Annotated in this window: 8 protein-coding genes; 4 read left to right on the top strand and 4 right to left on the bottom strand. The window is 68.7% G+C overall.

Translation table 11 applies throughout. From position 1 onward, the window contains the following. Positions 1–104: 104 nt before the first annotated feature. The 4 genes from E1956_RS17100 to E1956_RS17085 form a co-directional block, all read right to left on the bottom strand. The gene (locus E1956_RS17100; protein ID WP_134751261.1) at positions 105–743 is read right to left on the bottom strand and encodes a papain-like cysteine protease family protein; all 639 of its coding nucleotides are present in this window, start codon (positions 741–743) and stop codon (positions 105–107) included. Next, positions 724–7,968, bottom strand: a complete 7,245-nt coding sequence (locus E1956_RS17095) for a two-partner secretion domain-containing protein (RefSeq protein ID WP_167760050.1) — start codon at positions 7,966–7,968, stop codon at positions 724–726. Before E1956_RS17095 ends, E1956_RS17100 begins: the two co-directional genes overlap by 20 nt. 186 nt (positions 7,969–8,154) lie before the next feature. Beyond that, positions 8,155–9,834, bottom strand: a complete 1,680-nt coding sequence (locus tag E1956_RS17090; RefSeq protein WP_134751258.1) for a ShlB/FhaC/HecB family hemolysin secretion/activation protein — start codon at positions 9,832–9,834, stop codon at positions 8,155–8,157. A gap of 1 nt (position 9,835) precedes the next feature. Then, positions 9,836–12,166, bottom strand: a complete 2,331-nt coding sequence (locus E1956_RS17085; protein ID WP_232071677.1) for a CHAT domain-containing protein — start codon at positions 12,164–12,166, stop codon at positions 9,836–9,838. Positions 12,167–12,452: 286 nt separating this feature from the next. Here E1956_RS17085 and E1956_RS17080 point away from each other — a divergent pair, with 286 nt between their 5' ends. The 4 genes from E1956_RS17080 to E1956_RS17065 all read left to right on the top strand — a co-directional run bounded on the left by E1956_RS17080 (position 12,453) and on the right by E1956_RS17065 (position 18,505). Next, on the top strand, positions 12,453–14,780 hold the full coding sequence (locus E1956_RS17080; protein WP_134751255.1) for a serine/threonine-protein kinase: 2,328 nt from the start codon (positions 12,453–12,455) through the stop codon (positions 14,778–14,780). Between the two features lie 280 nt (positions 14,781–15,060). Beyond that, positions 15,061–16,872 (top strand): murein transglycosylase A, encoded by a 1,812-nt coding sequence (gene mltA / locus E1956_RS17075; protein WP_418789301.1) that lies wholly within the window; start codon positions 15,061–15,063, stop codon positions 16,870–16,872. Between the two features lie 266 nt (positions 16,873–17,138). After that, entirely contained in the window at positions 17,139–17,831 is a 693-nt protein-coding gene (locus E1956_RS17070) for an HAD family hydrolase (protein ID WP_134751251.1), read from the top strand. 218 nt (positions 17,832–18,049) lie between these two features. After that, a complete protein-coding gene (locus tag E1956_RS17065; protein WP_134751249.1) occupies positions 18,050–18,505 on the top strand; it encodes a MarR family winged helix-turn-helix transcriptional regulator in 456 nt (151 codons plus the stop codon). Position 18,506 lies beyond the last annotated feature (1 nt).

Raw genomic sequence — 18,506 nt, 5'->3', positions numbered from 1 at the left:
GCACGCGCCGGTCCATCGTCCACTCGGACGATGGACCGGTGCCGCGCTGCTGCGCGGCACCGCTTTCGATGATGGGTGTGGTGGGTGTGGCGAGACTCGATGCGCTACTGCAATTTGCACATCATGCTGTATTGAGCCAGAGGCGTGTCATCCCAGTTGAACCGCTTGTTCAGGTCATCGATGGTGATTTCGATGTTCGGCCCCTTCGCAGGATCGTGAATGACAACGGTGTTCGCGCTCGGTTTGGAACCGATCAAGACAACGATATGGCCGCCGACATGGGCCCCTTTTGCATCGAATAGCTTGGTGCGCACATAACAGGGGCCGCAATCGCGCAGGATGGTCGCAAGCTTTTCACACGTCCATTGCTTGTCCGCGGGAAGCGGCACCATGCTCAAGCCTTCGTTCGTCACGAGCACCGGATAGTTGGCGCCCATCCCGCGAGGCTGAATGTTCCCTTTGGCATCGACCTCATGGGGCGTGCCGTCTGGCTTGACATATTGCGCAGGCACGCCAAGCCGCGGACCGATTTCCCGGTAATAGCCGAGCATGGACACGGCGGCATACCAGCAGCCCATTCGTTCGGTTCGCCCAGCACCTGCGTGGATATGGCCACCAATATTGACCTGGCTGACATAGGGCACGCTGAGAAGAATGTCCGACATTGGCTGCTCCGCTTCGTTGACGCCCGGCGCAAAGCCGTGTGCCCCGAAAGAAGGGTCCTCAAAAATCGCCACACCCATGCTGCCCGTTCAACAGCATGCAGCTGTTCAGATTGGGCTGCGAGCGCACGCGCTTCCACTCGACCGCGAGCAGGTCCTGGTTATCGCCGGGCGGCGTGGTCGTGAACAGCGGCTGATTCGACCCGACGCAGATATTGGTGCCCTGCAGGTTGTTCTCGTAGACGAAGGTCTTCTCGCTCATGCCGAAGAACGACTGCATCGCGCTTACGGCGAGCGGCAAGTCGGGGTCGTAGCGCGGCGCCGCCGGCGGCGGCGCCGTCACGGTCAGCGTGCCGGGCACGTTCTGCACGATATAGCCCACGCTCGAGAAGAACGCCGGATCGATCGCGTATTGTCCCGGCGGCGAGCCGCTCGTCGCGCTGCTCGAAAGCGTGCCGCTCAAGGTGGAGCCGGGGTCGCCGTTGATGAGGCCGCTGATCGTAAAGCCGAAGTTCGGGTTCGGCGCGCCTTCGATCTTCACCTCGCCGTTGGCCGTGACGATCACCGTGGGCCGCGCGACATAAACGAAGTGGTCGCCCGAAAGCGGCACCACCCCGCCCCAGCTACATCCCGCGCCGTAGCTGCAACCGTAGAAGTTCGGCTGCGCGGTGTTGGGCTGCACGTTGCCGCGCGTTTCGCCGTTCCATGTCGAGGCCCAGATACGCCAGCCGTTCGTCGCGCTGATGCTGCCGGTGCCGTTATCGGTGAAAACACCGTTCTCCATCACGAGATCGATCGTGCCGCCCGCGCTCAGGTTCGTGTTCTTGCCGCCCGTCGGGCCGTTCGGCGCAGCCGTGCCGCCGCCAAGGCCGATGCCGCCCGTTGCCGCCTGGGCCAGCAGGTTGCCGGTGAGCGTGGAGTTGGTCGCGTCGATGGTGGTGGCCGCGTTCGACGCCGCGTCGAACGAACGGCTCACGATCGGGCCGATCACGAAGCTCGTCGAGTTCAGGAAGTTCACGTTGCCCGCGTTGAGCATCGCGAGCACGCCCACGTCGTTTTGCGGATCGTTCAGCGTGAAGTTTCCAGGCCCCTGAAGCAGCAGCCCGGCCGCCTGGATGCCGCCCGGGTCCGTGACCGCGCCCGCCGAAGCGAGCGTGAGCGTATTGCTGCCGAGCGAGATGCCGTAGAGCAGCTGGATGCCCTGGCTGCCGCTCCCCGTGTTGATGAGCGTGAGGCTCTGGTTCGTGGTGGGTTTGCTGAGCGAGCTGCATGCGCCTTGCGAGGGACACACGCCGCTTACCGTGATGAGGCCCGTCTGCGTGCTCGAGCCCAGCACGAGCGTCGAGAAGCCGGAGAACAGCGAATACGTGGCGGCTTCGATGCTCAAGCCTGCCGCGCCGGTGCCGAACAGCGTGATCGGCGTGGCGTCCAGCGCGGTGAAGGCGAATGTCGTCGGGTTCACGCTCGCCGGCATGAACACGAGCGTGCCGCCCGATGACGTGATGGCGGCGCCGCTGTCGGCGAAGCTCGTCACCGTGCCGTCGTTGGCGGCACGCACGGCGAGCGTGCCATTGACGCCGGCGTTCACCTGCACGGTGCCCGAGGTGTAGTAGAAGTTGCTGCTGGGCACCGGCACGGCGCCCAGCGCAACGCCCGCGTCGGAGGTATTGGTCGAGCCCGCGATCGAAATCGTGGTGTTGGGCGCCGTGGCCGAGATCGTGCCGTTGTAAATGAGCGTGCCGTAGTCATACTGAATATTGCCGCCGCTCGTGCTCGTGGTCGGGCTCGTGACCACGCCGCGGATATCGATGGCGCCACCGTTGTTCGAGGTGATCTGCGAGCCGTCGGCGACGAGCACGCCTTGTGCGCCGGAGCCGGAACCGCTGCCGTAGATCGAGAGCGTGCCGCTGCCGGTGGTGAGGGTAGTGGGTGGCGTAGAGACGGTTACCAAGGAGGATGAGCTGGAATCGGAGTTCGCCGCGCCGAGCACCACGCCCGTCGATGAGAGTCCGGTCGTGGGCGTACCTGTCGTGAGGCCCGTGAGCGCGATGGTGCCGCTGGTCGAGGTGAGGTCCGAGCTGATGAGGTCTACTGCAAGGCTGCCACTGCTCGTCGCCGGCACGCTGCCTTTTACTGCTATCGCGCCGCTGCCGGTCTGGATCGTCGGCTGCACCGTGGTGCTGCCGTTCGCGGTGTAGCCGCCGGAGAGGAGCGTGCCATAGGCGATGCTCGGCGCACCGGTCGTCGTGCCGCTCAGCGTGACTGTACCGCTCGTGGTGAGGATCGAGCTATTGAAGGCCGTGATCCCGGTCCCGTCCGCGAACGGTTGGCCCGGCGCCACGTTCGTCGTGCCATCGATCAGCACATTGCCGGCCCCCGAACTCATCTGCGTATTGAAAAGCCCGACACCGGCGCCGCTGGAGGTGACATTCGCCGTGCCGGTCACCGTGACGCCCCCCCCGGCGGTCGTCAATACCGCACCGCCCAGATCGACGCCCTGCCCGAAGCCGCCCGTCGCCGTGCCCGTGATAGCGATGGCGCCGTTGCCGCCCGTCGTTAGCGTCGTACCCGGTGCGCCGGAGCCGACGTTGAGACTCTCCACGCCGTAGGCGAATGAAGACGCACTGGTTCCACCCGTCCCGGTCAACGTGATCGAGCCGCCCGACGTGCTCAAGGCGGTGCTCGACAGTCCGATGCCTATACCGTTGCCGGTCGCCGTGCCGGTCAATGTTGTGTTTCCGCTGCCGGTCGCGATCGACGAATAGCTCAAAGCGACGCCTTCGATGCTGCCATTGCCCGTGAGCGTCACCGCGCCGCTGGTATTGCCGATCGTCGAGGTATTGAGCTGGATCCCGGTCACGGCGGTCGACCCCGATGCCGTGCTGGACAACCCGATCGCCCCGCCGTTCGCAACAATCGACGCGTTCGCCAGCTGGACGCCATCCCCCGGTCCGTAAAGCATCGTGCCGGTGAGCGTGACGGCGCCGGTGCCGGTCACGTCGATGGCGGCCGCGCCTCCAGGACCCGCGCCTGAGATCAGGACGCCGTTGAAGATCGACTGGCCGGTGATGGCGTTCGCATTGCCGGTCCCGGTCAACTGGATCGTACCGTTCGTAGTCCCAATCGTGCTCTGATTCAACGTGATGCCGTTGCCGTCATAGAGCGACGTTCCCGTAATGGTCACGTTGCCGCCCGCCGCGCTGATCGCGGAATAGCCAATGGCGACGCCATCGCCGAAACCGTTCGTGCCCGTGATGTTCACGGCGCCGCCCTGGGTGTCGATGGTGGCGTTCGAGATGCTGACCACGCTGCTCCCCGTGTCGCCAATCGTGAAGTTGCCGCCGTTCGTGTTGAACGTCGTGTTGACAATTCCCACGTACTGATTGCCCCCGGTGCCGCCTGTGTTGGCGTCGAGCGTAACGTTCAGCGGCCCCGCGCCGGTGCCGGCGCCGATCGTGTCGTTGCCCTGGCTGACGCCGGCCGCGTCGATGGAGATGCCGCCGCCCGCGCTGAGCGTGAGCGTTGCCGTGCCGCTCGCGGTACTCTCGATCGGCGCGGAGACACTGATCGAGGCCGTGGGGGTCGACACGGTCAGATCGCCCGCTATCGAGAGCGCGGTCGTCGAGCCGAGGCTGGTGAACGCACCCGATGCCGTAGCGAAACCGGCCATCGACGCGACGTTGAGGGACACATTCTGCGAATCGACGAAATCCGCGCTGCCCGTGCCCGCGGTCATCAACGTCCCGACCGTGTTCGAAGCGTTCGTCAGCGTGAATGTGCCGGGCCCGGCGAGCCCAAGCGTGCTCGTCTGAATGGCGCCGCCCTGCGTGACGGTCCCCGCCGAGGCGAGCGTAAGCGTGTTGCCCGTGCCGAGTGAGAGCCCGTACAGAAGCTGGATGCCCTGGCTGCCACTGCCGTCGTTCTCCAGTGTCAGGTTCGTGGCCGTGGTAAACGTGGGCATCGAGACGCAAGTCACGCTCTCGCCAACGCACACGCCATTCACCGTGATGAGACCGGTGTGCGTGTCCGATCCCACCACCACCGTGCCCACATCCTGCGTGAGCAGGCCGAGCGTCGGCTGGTCGATCGACAGGCCCGCGCCGGTGCCGTACAAGGTGATGGGCGTGGCGTTCTGGGCGACGAGTGCGAAGCTCGAAGGATCGACCGAGCCCGGCAGGATCGCGAGCGTGCCGAGCGGCACCTGGACGGTCAAGCCATTGGCGCCAAGGCTCGTCACCGTACCGTCGTTGGCCGCGCGCAGCACGAGCGTGCCGGACGTGCCGGTCGAGATCGTCACGGAGCCTTCGCCGAAGTAGCCGCTGAGCCCGTTGCCGAGCACGAGCCCATAGTCGGCGGTATCTGTGGAGCCCGCGATCGCGATGCTGCCTTGCGTGCCGCTCACGCTGGGCGCCGCGCCAATCGACGAGTTGATCGTCGCGTTGTTGATCACGACGCCCGCGTCATTCTGCACGTTCGAGCTGCTGCCGGTTGGCTGCGGGCCGCCGCGCACCGCGCCGCGAATGTCGATCGCGCCGCCGCCAGTGGACTCTATCGTCGTGCCGGAGGTGATCAGCACGCCCTGGGTGCCCGTGCCCGTGCCGCTGCCGTAGATGCTGATCGAGCCGGTGTCCGACTGGATCGCCGTGGTACCGCCCGCCGCGGGCAGCTGCACGGCCGCAACGACGCCGACGGGGACGATGCTGCCCGGGTTCTCCAGCACGATGCCCTGCACCGACGTGTTCGCGGCCGGCGTGCCGCTGCTCAGGCCGGTCAGCGTGATCGCTCCGCTCGTCGTGCCGATCACCGAGCTGGAGATCTCCGTGCCGACACCATAGTCGTACTGCGCCTGCACGATGCCGTTCACGTTGATGTTGCCGCTCGAGTTGCCGAGCGTGGAGTCGACGAGGCCGACGCCCCACGGGCCGTCGCCGCCGCTCAGCTCCGGCTGCCGCGCGGACACGGTCACCGGGCTCGTGCTGGTGCTGGTGGCCGCCGCGGTGTTCACGGTGCCGTTCAGCGTGATCTGGCCTGTCGTGTTCTCCACTGTCGCGGTCTGGAGCCACGTGCCGATGGCGCCGCTACCGCTCGCCGTGCCCGTCATGGCGATGTTGCCGCTAGTGGTCTGCAGCGTCGGCTGCAAGGTTGCACCCGTGGTCGGCGCCGTGTAGCCATAGTTCAGGTACACGCCCGTCACAAAGTTGTTGCCCGAGCCCGCGGCCGTGCCAAGCGCCGTGCCGGTCAAATCGATATTGCCGGTCGTCGTGCCGACCGAGCTGTCGACCAGGTCGACACCGTAGCCGGTCGTGTCGGTGTAAATCGTGCCGTCGAGCGTCACGTTGCCGCTCGTGACGCTCAAGCTCGAGTTGTACAGATACAAGCCGTTGCCGCCGCCGTTCGACCCCGCGCTCGCGGTACCGATCGTGCCCGTCACCGCGAGCGTGCCGGCGCCCGTCGTGATCTGCGAGTTTTCGATGTCCACCGCGTTCACCGCGCTGTCGCTCGTCGGCGCGGTGCCAGTGATCGTCAGATTGCCGCCCGAGGTGCTGATCGTCGTCGACTGGATGCTGACCTGGCTCGCGCCGTTCGTGCCGATCGCCACCGCGCCGCCGTTGGTCGCGATGTTCACGCTCTGCAAGGTCACCATGTAGGCGGGCGACGTGCCGCCGATGTTCGCATCGATCACGACGCCGAGCGGGCCGCCGGTCGAGAAGATGTTGTCGTAGACGTTGATCGAGCCCGAGGCGCTCAACTTGAGGGTCGCGGGCGCGGTCCCCGTCATCTGGATCGGGGCCTCGACGTTGATCGTGCCGACCCCGTTCGGCGAAGCCGGCGAATTGACCGTCGACACGGTCACCGAAGTGCCGCTGTTCAATTCGTTTTCGATCGCCGTAAACATCAACACCGACGAATTCGGGTCCGGTCCGAACATCACGCTCGACGAGCCCGTCGAGGTCGGTCCCGACGCCGGCGTCCCCGTGGGCTGGGCCACGATATCGAGCTCGAACGGATCGAGTTCCCACGTCCCGCCCTTGCCCTTCGGCGCGAGCGCCTGTACCGTGGCGCCGCTCGTGTCGAGATAATGCCCCGAGGTCTCGATATAGCCGCCATTGCCGCCCTGCGGCCCGCCGTTCGCGGTGAGCGTGCCGTACAGGCGCGCCGCCGTCGTGCCATACGCCACGATATGCCCGCCGTTGCCGTTGGTCAGCGCATCGGCATGGATCTGCGCATTCGGATCCATCCAGACCGCATTGGCGTCGCGTATCGTCGGGTCCTTGCCGGCGGAGCCGCCGCCAAAGCGCACACTCCCACCGCCCGCCGCGCCGCTCGCATTCACATTCGCGCCCGCAAGCAGCGCGACGTTGTACCCCGTCACATCCACCTGCCCGCCCGTGAGCCCCGCGCCACCCGAAGCGTCGAGCGTGCCGGAAACGAGCGTCTCTCCATTCGTCCCGCCATCGAGCACGATATGCCCGTCACGCGCGGCAAGACTCTGCGCGCGCACGATGCCCTGCTGGTTGATGACCGTGCCCGCCAGCGCGTCGGCCGTTTGCGCGCTCATCACCACGGTGCCGCCATCGGCGGCGAGCGTGCCCGTGTTGCCGAGAAAGGCGTTGGCCGCGCCCGAATTGACCTTCAGCGTGGTGAGCCCGTCGCCCGCGAAGTCGAGCGTGACGTCGCTGCCCGCGCCCACCGCCACGGTGCCGAGCTTCGCCGCCACCATGCCGCTGTTGGTGACCGAGCCGCCGAGCAGCGCGATGGTGCCGCCGTCGGCCGCCGTGATCGACCCCGCATTGACCACGGCGCCCGGCGCATTGCCGACGAAATGGAAATTGCCCGCGAGGAAATCCGCATTCGAAATGCCGAGCGTGGACGCGACGAGCGAGCCCACGTTCACCGAAGACCCCGGCGCGAAGATCACGCCCGCCGGATTGACGAGAAACACGCGGCCGTTCGCGCTCAGGCGTCCGGCAATATTGCTGGGGTCGTTGCCCACCACGCGGTTGAGCAGCGCCGACGTGACCGAGGGCTGCGCGATGTTCACGGCCTCGCCCGCGCCGATCGAGAACGTGTTCCAGTTCACGATGGCGTTCGGCGTGCTCTGCGTGATGTTCATCTGCGTGGAGCTGGGCGAGCTCACCGTCACGCCGCCCGCCACCACCTGCGCGCCCGTGGGGTTGGCCAGCACCGACGATGCCCAGATGGCCTCGAACAGCGCCGCCACGACGCTTGCGATCGCCTTCGCCTGGAGCGGGTGCGCGTGCTTTGCCGCCAGCCGCGCATGGGCGCGGCGCCGGGGGGCCGCCACACCCGGGTGTCCATCACGTGCCGTTCCACACGCGCGTCCAGTGGCCCCGCCAGGCCGATTGTCGCCACGCTCGTTCATCGCACACCTCGCGAACCGGGCCGCACCCGGCACTGTCCCTGTCTCGTCCCACCCCGGCGTTGCGCGGCGCGTCAGCCCAAGCGGGCCGGCCGCGCCTCGCCGGCCGCATCAAAACGTCTTGCTCAACTGCATGTAGAACGTCGGCAGCTTGTCGTTGCCGGTCGTGTCGGGCGAGGTCGTGCGCCACGCCACGGTGCCCTGCCACGAGAACCCATACGGCAGCGCCAAGTACGCACCGATGCCCGCGCCGCTGCGCGTGATGTTGTTCGGCCCCTGGTTCGGACGCGGATTCGCGTTGTACCAGCCCGTGCCGAAGTCGAAGAACGTGAACGCGGTGATCTTCGAGTTCACCGCGTAACGCAATTCGGTGGTCGCCACGAAGCCTTCGTCGACGAGGCCTTCGGAGGGCGAATAGGCGCGCACCGCGTGCGGCCCGCCCAGCAGGAAGCGCGACGAGTTGTCGAGCGTGGTGGCCGCCCATTGCCCCGAGAAGCCGAAGAACAGGCTCACCTTCTCGGTCACCGCGTTCAGCCGGTTCGCGAAGAAGGTCGCGCGCACTTCGTTGCCGGCCGTGTTGCGCCCGAACGCCGACTGGTCGACCGCGTAGTTCGCGGCGTCCTTGAAATGCAGGCTGCCGATCAGCAGCTCGACGTCGGCGCTGTTGAAGCCGCCGCCGAACAGCGCGTCGCGGCTTTCGTAAGTGAGCCCCACGCTGCCTTCGACCATCGAGCGCCGGTTGTGGTCGTCGACGATGCCGATGTTGTCCGAGAGATCGCGGTACTCGAAATTCGCGCGCGCGAGCAGGTTCTGGTTGCGCGTGCGCAGCAGCGGATGCGTGACCGTGAGGTCGACCACGGTGGCGTCGCCGGTGGCATCGAGCGAGGAATACTCCTTGCCGAGCGTGTAATTCAGGCGCGCCACCGCCACGCCCACGCGCGTGCCGTACGCGTTCACGGGCGCCTCATAGCCCACGCGGCCATACGCGGTGTCGAGCCGCTCGGCGCCGAGGATGCGCAAGTCGAGGTTGTCGCCGATGCCGAACGGCGAGTTCAGCCGCGCGAGCGCGCCCAGGCGCCAGGTGCCGCTCGTGGAGGCGCCATAGTTGTCGAGGTCGACGGCGAAGGTCCAGCGCTTCGCGGGCGCGACGCTGATCGTGAGATCGACGGTGCCTGGCTCGCTGCCAGCCTCGATGGCCGAGGTCACGGTGATGCCCGGCAAGTCGGAGAGCAGCAGCATGGTGCGTTCGAGCGTCTGCTGCTGCAGCGGCGCGCCCACCGGAATCTGCTCGACGCGCTCGCGCAGCAGCGACTCCTTGATCGGCGTGCCCGCGGCCACGTTCAGGCGCACGTGCCCCACGCGCCCTTCGAGCACGCTCATCGTCACTTCGCCCGAGGTCACGTCCTGCGGCGGAATCACGACTTGCGCGAGCACGTAGCCGCGCGCGCGGTAGATCTGCGTGATCTGGGCGGCAATGGCCTGCAGGTCGGCGAAGTTGACCTCGCTGCCGATCTTGCCCTGCACCGGCGCCAGCAGCTCGTCGCTCGGGATCGTGTCGTTGCCCTTGAGCGCGATGCCCTTGAGCACGAAGCTCGCGCCGCCCGGCTGCCCGCTCGGCGCGTTCTCCTGCGGCACCGCGGGCAGTGCGCCCGCGCCGCCCGGCGGCGCGGGGCGCGTCTCGCGCGGCTGCGTCTGGTTCAGGATCGTGCCGCTGTTCGGCAACGTCTGCCCCCAGGCGATAGCGCTGCTCGAGCAAGCGAGTGCGGCAATCGTTCGGAGTCCTTTTTTCATGTCATGATCCGCGCGCGATGGAAAGACGCCAGCCGCCCATCAGGTCGAACGGCGCCCAGAAGAACGGATGCGCGAAACGCGGCTCCTTCATGACGGCGAGCTGCGCGGCACGCATGGCGTCGATCGCTTCCTTGCCCTGGGCAAGCTGCGAATAGAACGTGCGCATCGTGATTGCTGTGGATTCGTCGGCCACCGGCCACATCGAGACGATCAGGCTCGTCGCGCCCGCGTAGAAAAAAGCACGCGTGAAGCCGAGGATTTCGTCGCCGCGCGCGATGCGCCCGAGCCCGGTTTCGCAGGCCGAGAGCGTGACGAGCGCGACGTTGTCGAGCTTCAGGTTGTAGACGTCGAGCGCGAGCAGCGAGTCGGGGCCGTCGGCCGGTTGCGTGGCGGGCGCGAGCAGGATGCGCGAGTGCAGCGGGTCGATGGTGTCGGCCTGGGCGTGCGTGGCCACGTGGAGCACGCGCCCGCCCGGCGCGCTCTCGCGGAATTGCGCGCGCGTGGCGGCGCTTTGCAGGAACAGCTCCTTGGTCGCGAACAGCGGCGCAATGCCTTCCACCTCGGCCTGCGCGCCGGGCAGCGCATAGGCGGGCGCGATCTGCGGATTGCCGAACGCCACGAGGTTGCTCGCCACCTTCTGGCGGCGCGCCTCGAGCTGCATGGCGATGCTCGCCGAGGGCTCGAGCGCGATCGGGTGCTGCTCGATCAGGAAGCCGCCGGGGCCGTGCAGCGCCTGGAACGGCAGATAGTGCAGCGCGCCGTGCGGCACGATGATGAGGCGCTCCTCCGGCTGCAGCGCGAGCGGCGCGATCAGCAGCGCGTAGAGCTTGTCGCCATAAGTGATCGCGTTCTTGCTCCGGTGCACGATGGCGTTGCGCACGTCGGTCACGGCCGTGTCGATGTCGGCGCGCTTGAGCGGCAGCGTATGGCCCGAGAGGCCGCTCTTGCGGATCACCCACACCACGAGCGTGTCCTTCAGGCTGTGATATTCGATGATGGCTTCGTCGGGCCGCAGCGCGTCGCGCACCGCCTGGAGCGTCGGCACGGTGCCGTTGAGCTGCTGGTCGTCCACGCCCGCATCGACGCGGTTGCGCACCACGTCGAGCAGCGCGCGCGCCCGGCTGCGCTCGGAGAGATTCCAGGCGCTTTCATAGTCGCCCGCATCGACGGTCAGCTTGATCGCCTCTTCGAATACCGACTGTGTATCGCCGAACAGGCCCGTCTTGAACTCGTCGCTGCGAAAGCGCGCGCGGATCTTTTCGGAGTCGTCCACGGCCTGCAGGTAGGCTGCGCGCGCGTGGTCCTTGTCGCCGAGCGCGAGGTAGGCGCGGCCGATGCCCTCGTGCACCCAGAGATTGTCGTAGCTGGCCTCGCTCGCGCCCCCGCCGGTGCCGATCAGTTGCGCCTGATAGACCTTGAGCGCGTCGGCGGGCTTGCCTTCGGCGAGCAGCAGCTTGCCCTCGATGCGGCCGTAGGCGGGCGCGAGATCGGCGCTCGCGGGCGGGCCCGCCTTGTCGAGCGTCTGGCGCGCAGCGGCGGTGTCGCCCACGGCGATCTGCGCGTTGACGATGGACAGCAGCACGAGCGGCTTGAAGCGCGGCGAGGCCGTCAGCAACGCATCGTCATAGGCCGCGAGCGCCGCGTGTGCATCGCCACGGCGCAGCGCCACGTCGCCCAGCACCTTGTTGGCCGGCGCGAACACCTGGTCGGGCTGCTTCGGATTCGAGGCGAGCGCTTCGTGCGCGTACTTGTCGGCGTCGTCGAGGTCGCCCGCGTAGCTGTAGGCGATCGCCAGATCGCGCTTGGAGAGCGCGACGAGGTCGGCGTTGTCGGTGCGCTCGGCCACCACGAGCGCGCGCGCCGCCGCGTTGATGCTGTCGCGGAAGTCGCCCCGCTCCGCCGCCGCCACCGACATGCTGCAGTAGTCGTAGGCCGGCAGCGCAACGTGGTCGCGCGAGAGCAGGAGGCGCCCTTCGTCGGTCAGCGACTTGAGCGTTTCCGCGTCGCGCTCGCGCTCGGCGGCCTCGCGAAAGCCCTGGGACTCGGGCGCGAGGCCGGCGGCCGAGGCGTCCGCGCCGGGCCGGGTTGCGCTGGTTGCTGCGCCGGTGGTTGCGCCGTTCACGGTCTTTTTGGCGGCGGCAGGCGCGGCTCCGTTTACCGCGCTGGCGCCGCTGTCGGCCGCGCTGGCGCCGGGCGGCGCGGCAATGCCGAGCAGCAGCGCGCACAGCGTCGCGGCCGTGACCTTTGCGAGCGTCGCGTGCGCCGTCCGCGCGCGCGACGTGCATCCCGCGGCAGCCTGCTCTGCGGCCAATAGATGTTCGAGTTCGTTCACTTCGCTTTCCTGCGGGAAAGAAACATCACGCGACCGGGCCCTGAGCGCGCAGCCGGAGCAGGTCCGGCGGGCCATTTCATATGTGTTAAACGAAACGACCTCAGGCTTTTTGAAAGCCCGCGGAGAATTTCGTGTGAGGTATCGCATGCACGCAAGCGCCCCCCGGGTCGCGCACGCAACCACTACACTTTCAAAAACGGCCGCGCCGAATCGTCTACAGGTTGGATGGGCGCGGGCGCGCGGCCATTTCAAGCGCACAGCCTCGCCTGCCACGGAGCTTCGCCAGATGAGCAGCAGCAGCACCGACGACAAGACGGTCATCGTGTCCGCATCCGGCGGGCCGGACGCGCCACGCGTGGACGACGCAACGTCCGCGACGGTGATTCAGGACGCATCGCGGCACGCTCCGCCAGCCGACGAGGCGGTGGAGAAGGACAGCGGCGCGGACCCGGCGCAGCCGCCGGTGCAAGCGCAGACGCCATCCAGAACGCAAACCCGGACGCAAGCGCCGGCCGACGCGCAAACGCAGCCGGCCGAGGCGGGATCGACGGGATCGACGGGGTCGGCAAGTTCCGCAAGCCCGGCCGCCGCCACAACCGCTGCGACCGCGCCCGAAACGAGCCACCAGGCCCTGCCCTTCAACACGCGCATCGCCGAGTTCGAGATCGTCGGGCTGATCGGCGAAGGCGGCTTCGGCATCGTCTACCTCGCCTGGGACACGCTGCTGCGCCGCCACGTGGCGCTCAAGGAGTACATCCCGGCCGCGCTCGCCGCGCGCGTGGCGGGCAGCGCCGAGGTCACGGTGCGCTCGCAGCGCCACGAGGACACCTTCCGCGCGGGCCTGAAGAGCTTCATCAACGAAGCGCAGCTGCTCGCGCAGTTCGATCATCACTCGCTCGTCAAGGTCTACCGCTTCTGGGAGGCCAACGGCACCGCCTATATGGTGATGCCGTACTACGAAGGCGTGACGCTCAAGGAGACGCTGCGCCAGCTCGGCGTGCCGCCCACCGAAGCCTGGCTGCGCGCGCTGCTCGCGCCGCTGATCGACGCGCTCGCCGTCCTGCACGCCGCGCAGTGCTTCCATCGCGACATCGCGCCCGACAACATCATGTTGCTCAAGGGCAGCCAGCGGCCGCTGCTGCTCGACTTCGGCGCGGCGCGGCGCGTGATCGGCGACATGACCCAGGCGCTCACCGTGATCCTCAAGCCCGGCTATGCGCCCGTCGAGCAGTACGCCGAAGTGCCATCGATGAAGCAAGGCCCGTGGACCGACATCTACGCACTCGCCGCCGTGGTCTATTACGCGATCGAGGGCAAGACGCCGCCCGCCTCCGTGGGCCGGCTGATGGGCGACACCTACGCACCGCTCGCGACGACGGCGGCGGGACGCTACAGCGACGCGTTCCTGCGCGCCATCGACCACGCGCTCGCGGTGCGGCCCGAGGACCGCCCGCAGGACGTGCGCGCGCTCGCGGCCGAGCTGGGCATCTCGGCCGGCGGCGATGTCGCGGCGGGGCATGCGGGCGCGGGGATCGAATTCCTGCAGCCCTACACCTTGCGCGAGGGAGAGACGGCGCTGCCGCTGCCGGGGGACGGCGCCGCGGCGGGCTTGGGAGGATCGGGGCAGGCTTCGGGAGCGTCCAGGGCGTCCGGGGCACCTGCTTCGGCTGCATCGTCCGGTTCGTCTGCCGCGGCGGTGGGATCGGCTTCGCCGCGCGCTACGGCCGGCGCAATACCGCCAGCCCCTCACAAACGGCGCACGCCGCTCGCGGCTATTGGCGCAGGCGTGGCCATCGTCGCAGCCGTAGGCGCCTGGCTGGCGCTGCGGCCCACCGGCGCTCCGCCGCTCGTGGCGCGGCACGTCAACGCGCCCGCGGCCCCCGCCACGGCGCAGACCACCGCACCGGGCACGACGACAACGCCCGCAAGCGCCGCAGCCGGCCTGCCGCCCGTGCCGCCGCCAGCCGCGACGGCCTCACCGGCTCCGGAGACGACCGCGTCGGCCAGCGCAGCCGCGGCAACAACGCCCACCGCGCCCGCGAATGCCGCGCCGCAAGCCGCCGCGCTGGCGACCTACACACCCGCCAGCGAGTTCGAGCGCATCGTGACGCTCGCCGATCCGTCGATCGACGTGCGCACGACCTTGCGCAGCGCCACCGCGCGCATCAAGAAGGACTTCCTGCAGTTCAAGGTGACGAGCAGCCGCGCGGGCCGCGTCTACGTGTTCATGGTCGACCCTCAGGGCAACTATTTGATGCTCCTGCCCAACGAGCGCGACAAGGCCAACACGATCGCCGCCGGGCAGACGCTCACGCTGCCGCGTCCGAGCTGGCCGATGCTCGCCGACGCGCCCGCCGGGCCGATCCACTTTCTCGTGATCGTGTCGCCCGAGCAGCGCGACTTCTGGGACGCCGGGTTGCACCCCGGCGACGTATTCGCCGATTTCCCCGGACACGCGCAACGCGCCGCCGCAGCGCGGCGCACGGCGGACTACTCGCCGTTCGCGGGCAAGGCGCGCTGCGCGAAGCCGGCTTCAGGGCAGCCCGCGAGTTGCAATAACGCGTTCGGCGCGACGACGTTCGAAATCGACGTGGTCGGCGGCAGCGGCAGCTAGGCGGCGATTGGCATGGGATCGCGAAGCATGGGACCGCACCAGGCGCTAAAGCGCTAACTGCGATCGACCGCGAAGCATGGGACCAGAGTAAGCGCTAAAGCGCTAACTCTGGTCGACACAGGAGACCGTCATGGACCGTTCGCTCTTTCTGCTCGCGGCGGCGGCAGCCGCGCTCGCCGGCTGCGCGAGCGACAACCCAGCCAGCTCGGTGGTGATCGGACCGGCAACGCAAACGCAGGCCGCAAAGGCACAAGCCGCCACGCCAGCGCAACAGGCCGCCATGGCGTCCACGGCAAACGCACCGCAAGCGCCATCAGCGCCAACCGTGGCCGCGAGCCCGGCAGCGATGGCCGCCCCGGCAACCCCGGCGACACCCTCGGCATCGACCCTGCCGTCCCCCAACGCGAGCGCCACGCCGAGCGCACCGGCCCCCACCGCCGAGGCAAGCCCGTCAGCCGCCCCGTCCCCCGCCGCCGCACCCGCGGCCGCCTTCGCCACGCGTCACGCGTGGTACCAGGCCGCGCGCTTCTCCGACCTGCCCGGCTGGAGCACCGACGACCTCGGCGGCTCGCTCGACGCCTTCAAGCGCAGTTGCGGCGTGCTCGGCGCGCGCAACGGCTGGGCCGCGCCCTGCGCCGCCGCGCGCAGCGTCGATGCGGCCAGCGCCGCCGCCATCCGCCGCTTCTTCGAGACGTACTTCGACGTCTACCAGATCCGCAACACCGACCGCAGCAGCGACGGCACCATGACCGGCTACTACGAGCCGCTCCTGAACGGCAGCCGCCAGCCCGGCGGCGCCTACGTCTACCCGGTCTACGGCGTGCCCGAGGACATGCTCTACCTCGACTCGCGCCGGCTCGGCGGCGCGGCGCGCGGCAGCATCACGGCGGCGCGCGTCGAAGGGCGCACCGTGATCCCGCTGCCGGGCGCGGTGCCGGGCAGCGCGAAGGGCGTCTACACGCTCGACCTGCGCGACAGCGTGCCCGACATCCGCGACAAGAAAATGCGCCTGCGGCTGGACGGCGATCGCCTCGTGCCGTACTACACGCGCGCCGAGATCGAGCGCGGCGCCGCGCGCGCGCCGGTGCTCGCGTGGGTGGACGACCCCGTGCTGCTCTATTCGATGCAGATGCAGGGCTCGGGCAAGATCCGCATGCGTGACGGCACGATCCGCCGCGTGGCCTATGCCGAGCAGAACGGCCGGCCCTTCCTGCCGCCCGTCGCGCACGCGGGGGCGAGCGGACGCAAGCTCAAGGTGCGCGGCATCGAAATGGACATCGACGTCGCCGACGACGACAGCAGCAGCAACGGCCCCGACCTCGTCGCCGACGCGAACGGGCCGCAAGGCGCAGCGGGCGCGTCGGACAACGGCGCGTCGTCGACGGGCGCTAACAACGACGAGGACGACCAGCCCGTCTCGCCGCTGCTGCGCGGCTTCAAGCTCGCCAACGCCGGCCCGGCGACGAGCGGCACGGCGCGGCCCGCCGTAGCGAACGCGCAGCAACAGAGCACGAAGAGCGCGAGCGTGGGCGCAGGAGGCGCGGGTGGCGTCACGAGCGGCAGCACGGCCACGAGCAGCGGCGCGGGCGCGGGCATCGCTACGGCGCTCGGCGCGAACGCGCATCCGCAGCACGCGTTCGCGACCTCCGACCCCAGCTACGTCTTCTTCCGGCCCATCCCCGACTCGCCGAACGGGCCGATCGGCGCGCTCGGCGTGCCGCTCTCGGCGGGACGCTCGGTGGCCGTGGATCCGCGCACGACGCCGCTCGGGGCGCCCGTGTTCGTCGCCACGGGCGATGCCTCGCAAACACCGGGCGCCGTGAACCGGCTGATGATGGCGCAGGACTCGGGCGGCGCGATCCAGGGCGCGGTGCGCGCCGATTATTTCTACGGCTTCGGCCAGTCCGCGCAAGCCGAGGCGAGCCGCACGAAGGAGCGCCTGCGCATGTGGCTGCTGCTGCCCAAGGGCTTGCACGTGGCCGCGCAGGAATCGGCCACGAAAACGCGCGGGCTGTCGAACCAGTCGAACGCGGACTGCCTCGTGGCCGATCCGCAATTGTGCGTCGACGACGATACGGGCAACGGGCAGTGAGCGCTTTTGGAATCCGCGTCGGGGCTGTGTGAGCCGCGACGCGCAAAGCGCCCTGTGAGCGGGCCCATCTCGCGCTCCGGCGAGCGCGCGATCCGGCGCATTGCACGCCGGATCGTCGCATGACATCAGAACACTTATGGGCACTTTAATGTGTCAATAGAGCCATGGATCGTTGTTGAACAACGCCCCCGCCGCATCCCGGTTAAAATCGCGCTCTTCCGTCCGCCGCGCGGACGCGACCCCTTCCGCAGACGATCCCTCCCGCCATGCCCCACTCCCCCTTCGACGCCGTGCTCTTCGACTGCGACGGCGTACTGGTCGATTCCGAACGCATCACGCATATCGTGCTGGTCCAGATGCTGGACGCGCTCGGCTGGACGCTCTCCGTCGACGAGGCGATGGGGATCTTCGTCGGCAAAATGGTGAAGGACGAGGCCGCGCGCATCGAGCGGCATACCGGCTTTCGCGTCACGGAGGCCTGGCTCGAAGACTTCCGCGCGCGCCGCAACGCGGCGCTAGAGCGCGATCTCGTCGAGATTCCGGGTGCGCCGGTCGCGGTGCGCGCCGTGCACACGGCGTTTGACGGGCGGATTGCCGTGGCCTCGGGCGCGGACCGCCGCAAGGTCGAGCTGCAGCTGCGCAAGGTGGACCTGCTCGACTGCTTCGAAGGGCGCATCTTCAGCGGCCACGAAACGCCGCGCAGCAAGCCCCATCCCGACGTCTACCTCGCCGCCGCCGCGGGCCTGAACGCCGCGCCGCAGCGCTGCGCCGTGATCGAGGACACCGTGACGGGCGCGCGCGCCGGTCTCGCCGCGGGCGCCACCGTGTTCGGCTACAGCCCGGGAACGCCGGGCCACAGCAGCGCGCAGGCGCTGCGGGACGCAGGCGTTGCGCACGTCTTCACGGACATGGCGCAACTGCCCGCCCTGCTCGCAGGCTGGGGCACGCACCGACCCTGAGCGCCGGACCGGCGCCCGGCAGCGCCGTGAATCCCTCGTGAAATTCACCCGCTTGCGTCGCATCCGCGTCACACGGGCAGCAAAAATCCACCATCGAGAGCGCAAGCGCGCGGGCATTCCACTACCATCGCGAGTTAGCGTTGCAGGCTGGAAAATAGTAAAAGGCCGCCAAAGAAAGATAGTTTGCTACCGAATCGCTTTACGCTATCATCCCGCCGATGTCGAATCTTCATACCTTACGCCTCGCCGTCAGCAGCACGCTCGTCGTGGCGGCGCGCAAGTGGCGGCGCACGAGTCACGGCGCGCTGGCCGCCTATAACGTCTCCGAAGCCTGTGCCGCGCCGCTGCTCACCGCCGGGCGTCTTGGCGAAGCCGTGCGCCAGGTGACGCTCGCCGAGCACGTGGGCATCGAAGGCCCCTCGCTCGTGCGCCTGCTCGACCAGCTCTGCGCCGCAGGCCTCGTGCGCCGCGACGAAGACCCGGACGACCGCCGCGCCAAAACGATCTCGCTCACCGACGAAGGCCGCGCCGTCACCGCGAAGATGGAGGAAGACCTGCGTGCGCTGCGCGCGCGCGTGCTCAAGGGCGTGAGCCGCGCGGAGCTCGAAGCCACGCTGCGCGTGCTCAACGCCTTCAACACGCCGGACCCGGCCGACGCCATCCTTCATGACTGAA

The sequence above is a fragment of the Paraburkholderia pallida genome (assembly GCF_004524855.1).
GTDB lineage: Bacteria > Pseudomonadota > Gammaproteobacteria > Burkholderiales > Burkholderiaceae > Paraburkholderia > Paraburkholderia oxyphila.
This window is presented reverse-complemented; position numbering and strand designations above follow the sequence as displayed.

Bases quoted from the DNA above. Each gene is read 5' to 3' on its own strand.
- E1956_RS17100 (WP_134751261.1), bottom strand. From the start codon at position 743: ATGGGTGTGGCGATTTTTGAGGACCCTTCTTTCGGGGCACACGGCTTT.
- E1956_RS17090 (WP_134751258.1), bottom strand. From the start codon at position 9,834: ATGAAAAAAGGACTCCGAACGATTGCCGCACTCGCTTGCTCGAGCAGC.
- E1956_RS17080 (WP_134751255.1), top strand. From the start codon at position 12,453: ATGAGCAGCAGCAGCACCGACGACAAGACGGTCATCGTGTCCGCATCC.
- mltA (WP_418789301.1), top strand. From the start codon at position 15,061: ATGGCGTCCACGGCAAACGCACCGCAAGCGCCATCAGCGCCAACCGTG.
- E1956_RS17070 (WP_134751251.1), top strand. From the start codon at position 17,139: ATGCCCCACTCCCCCTTCGACGCCGTGCTCTTCGACTGCGACGGCGTA.
- E1956_RS17065 (WP_134751249.1), top strand. From the start codon at position 18,050: ATGTCGAATCTTCATACCTTACGCCTCGCCGTCAGCAGCACGCTCGTC.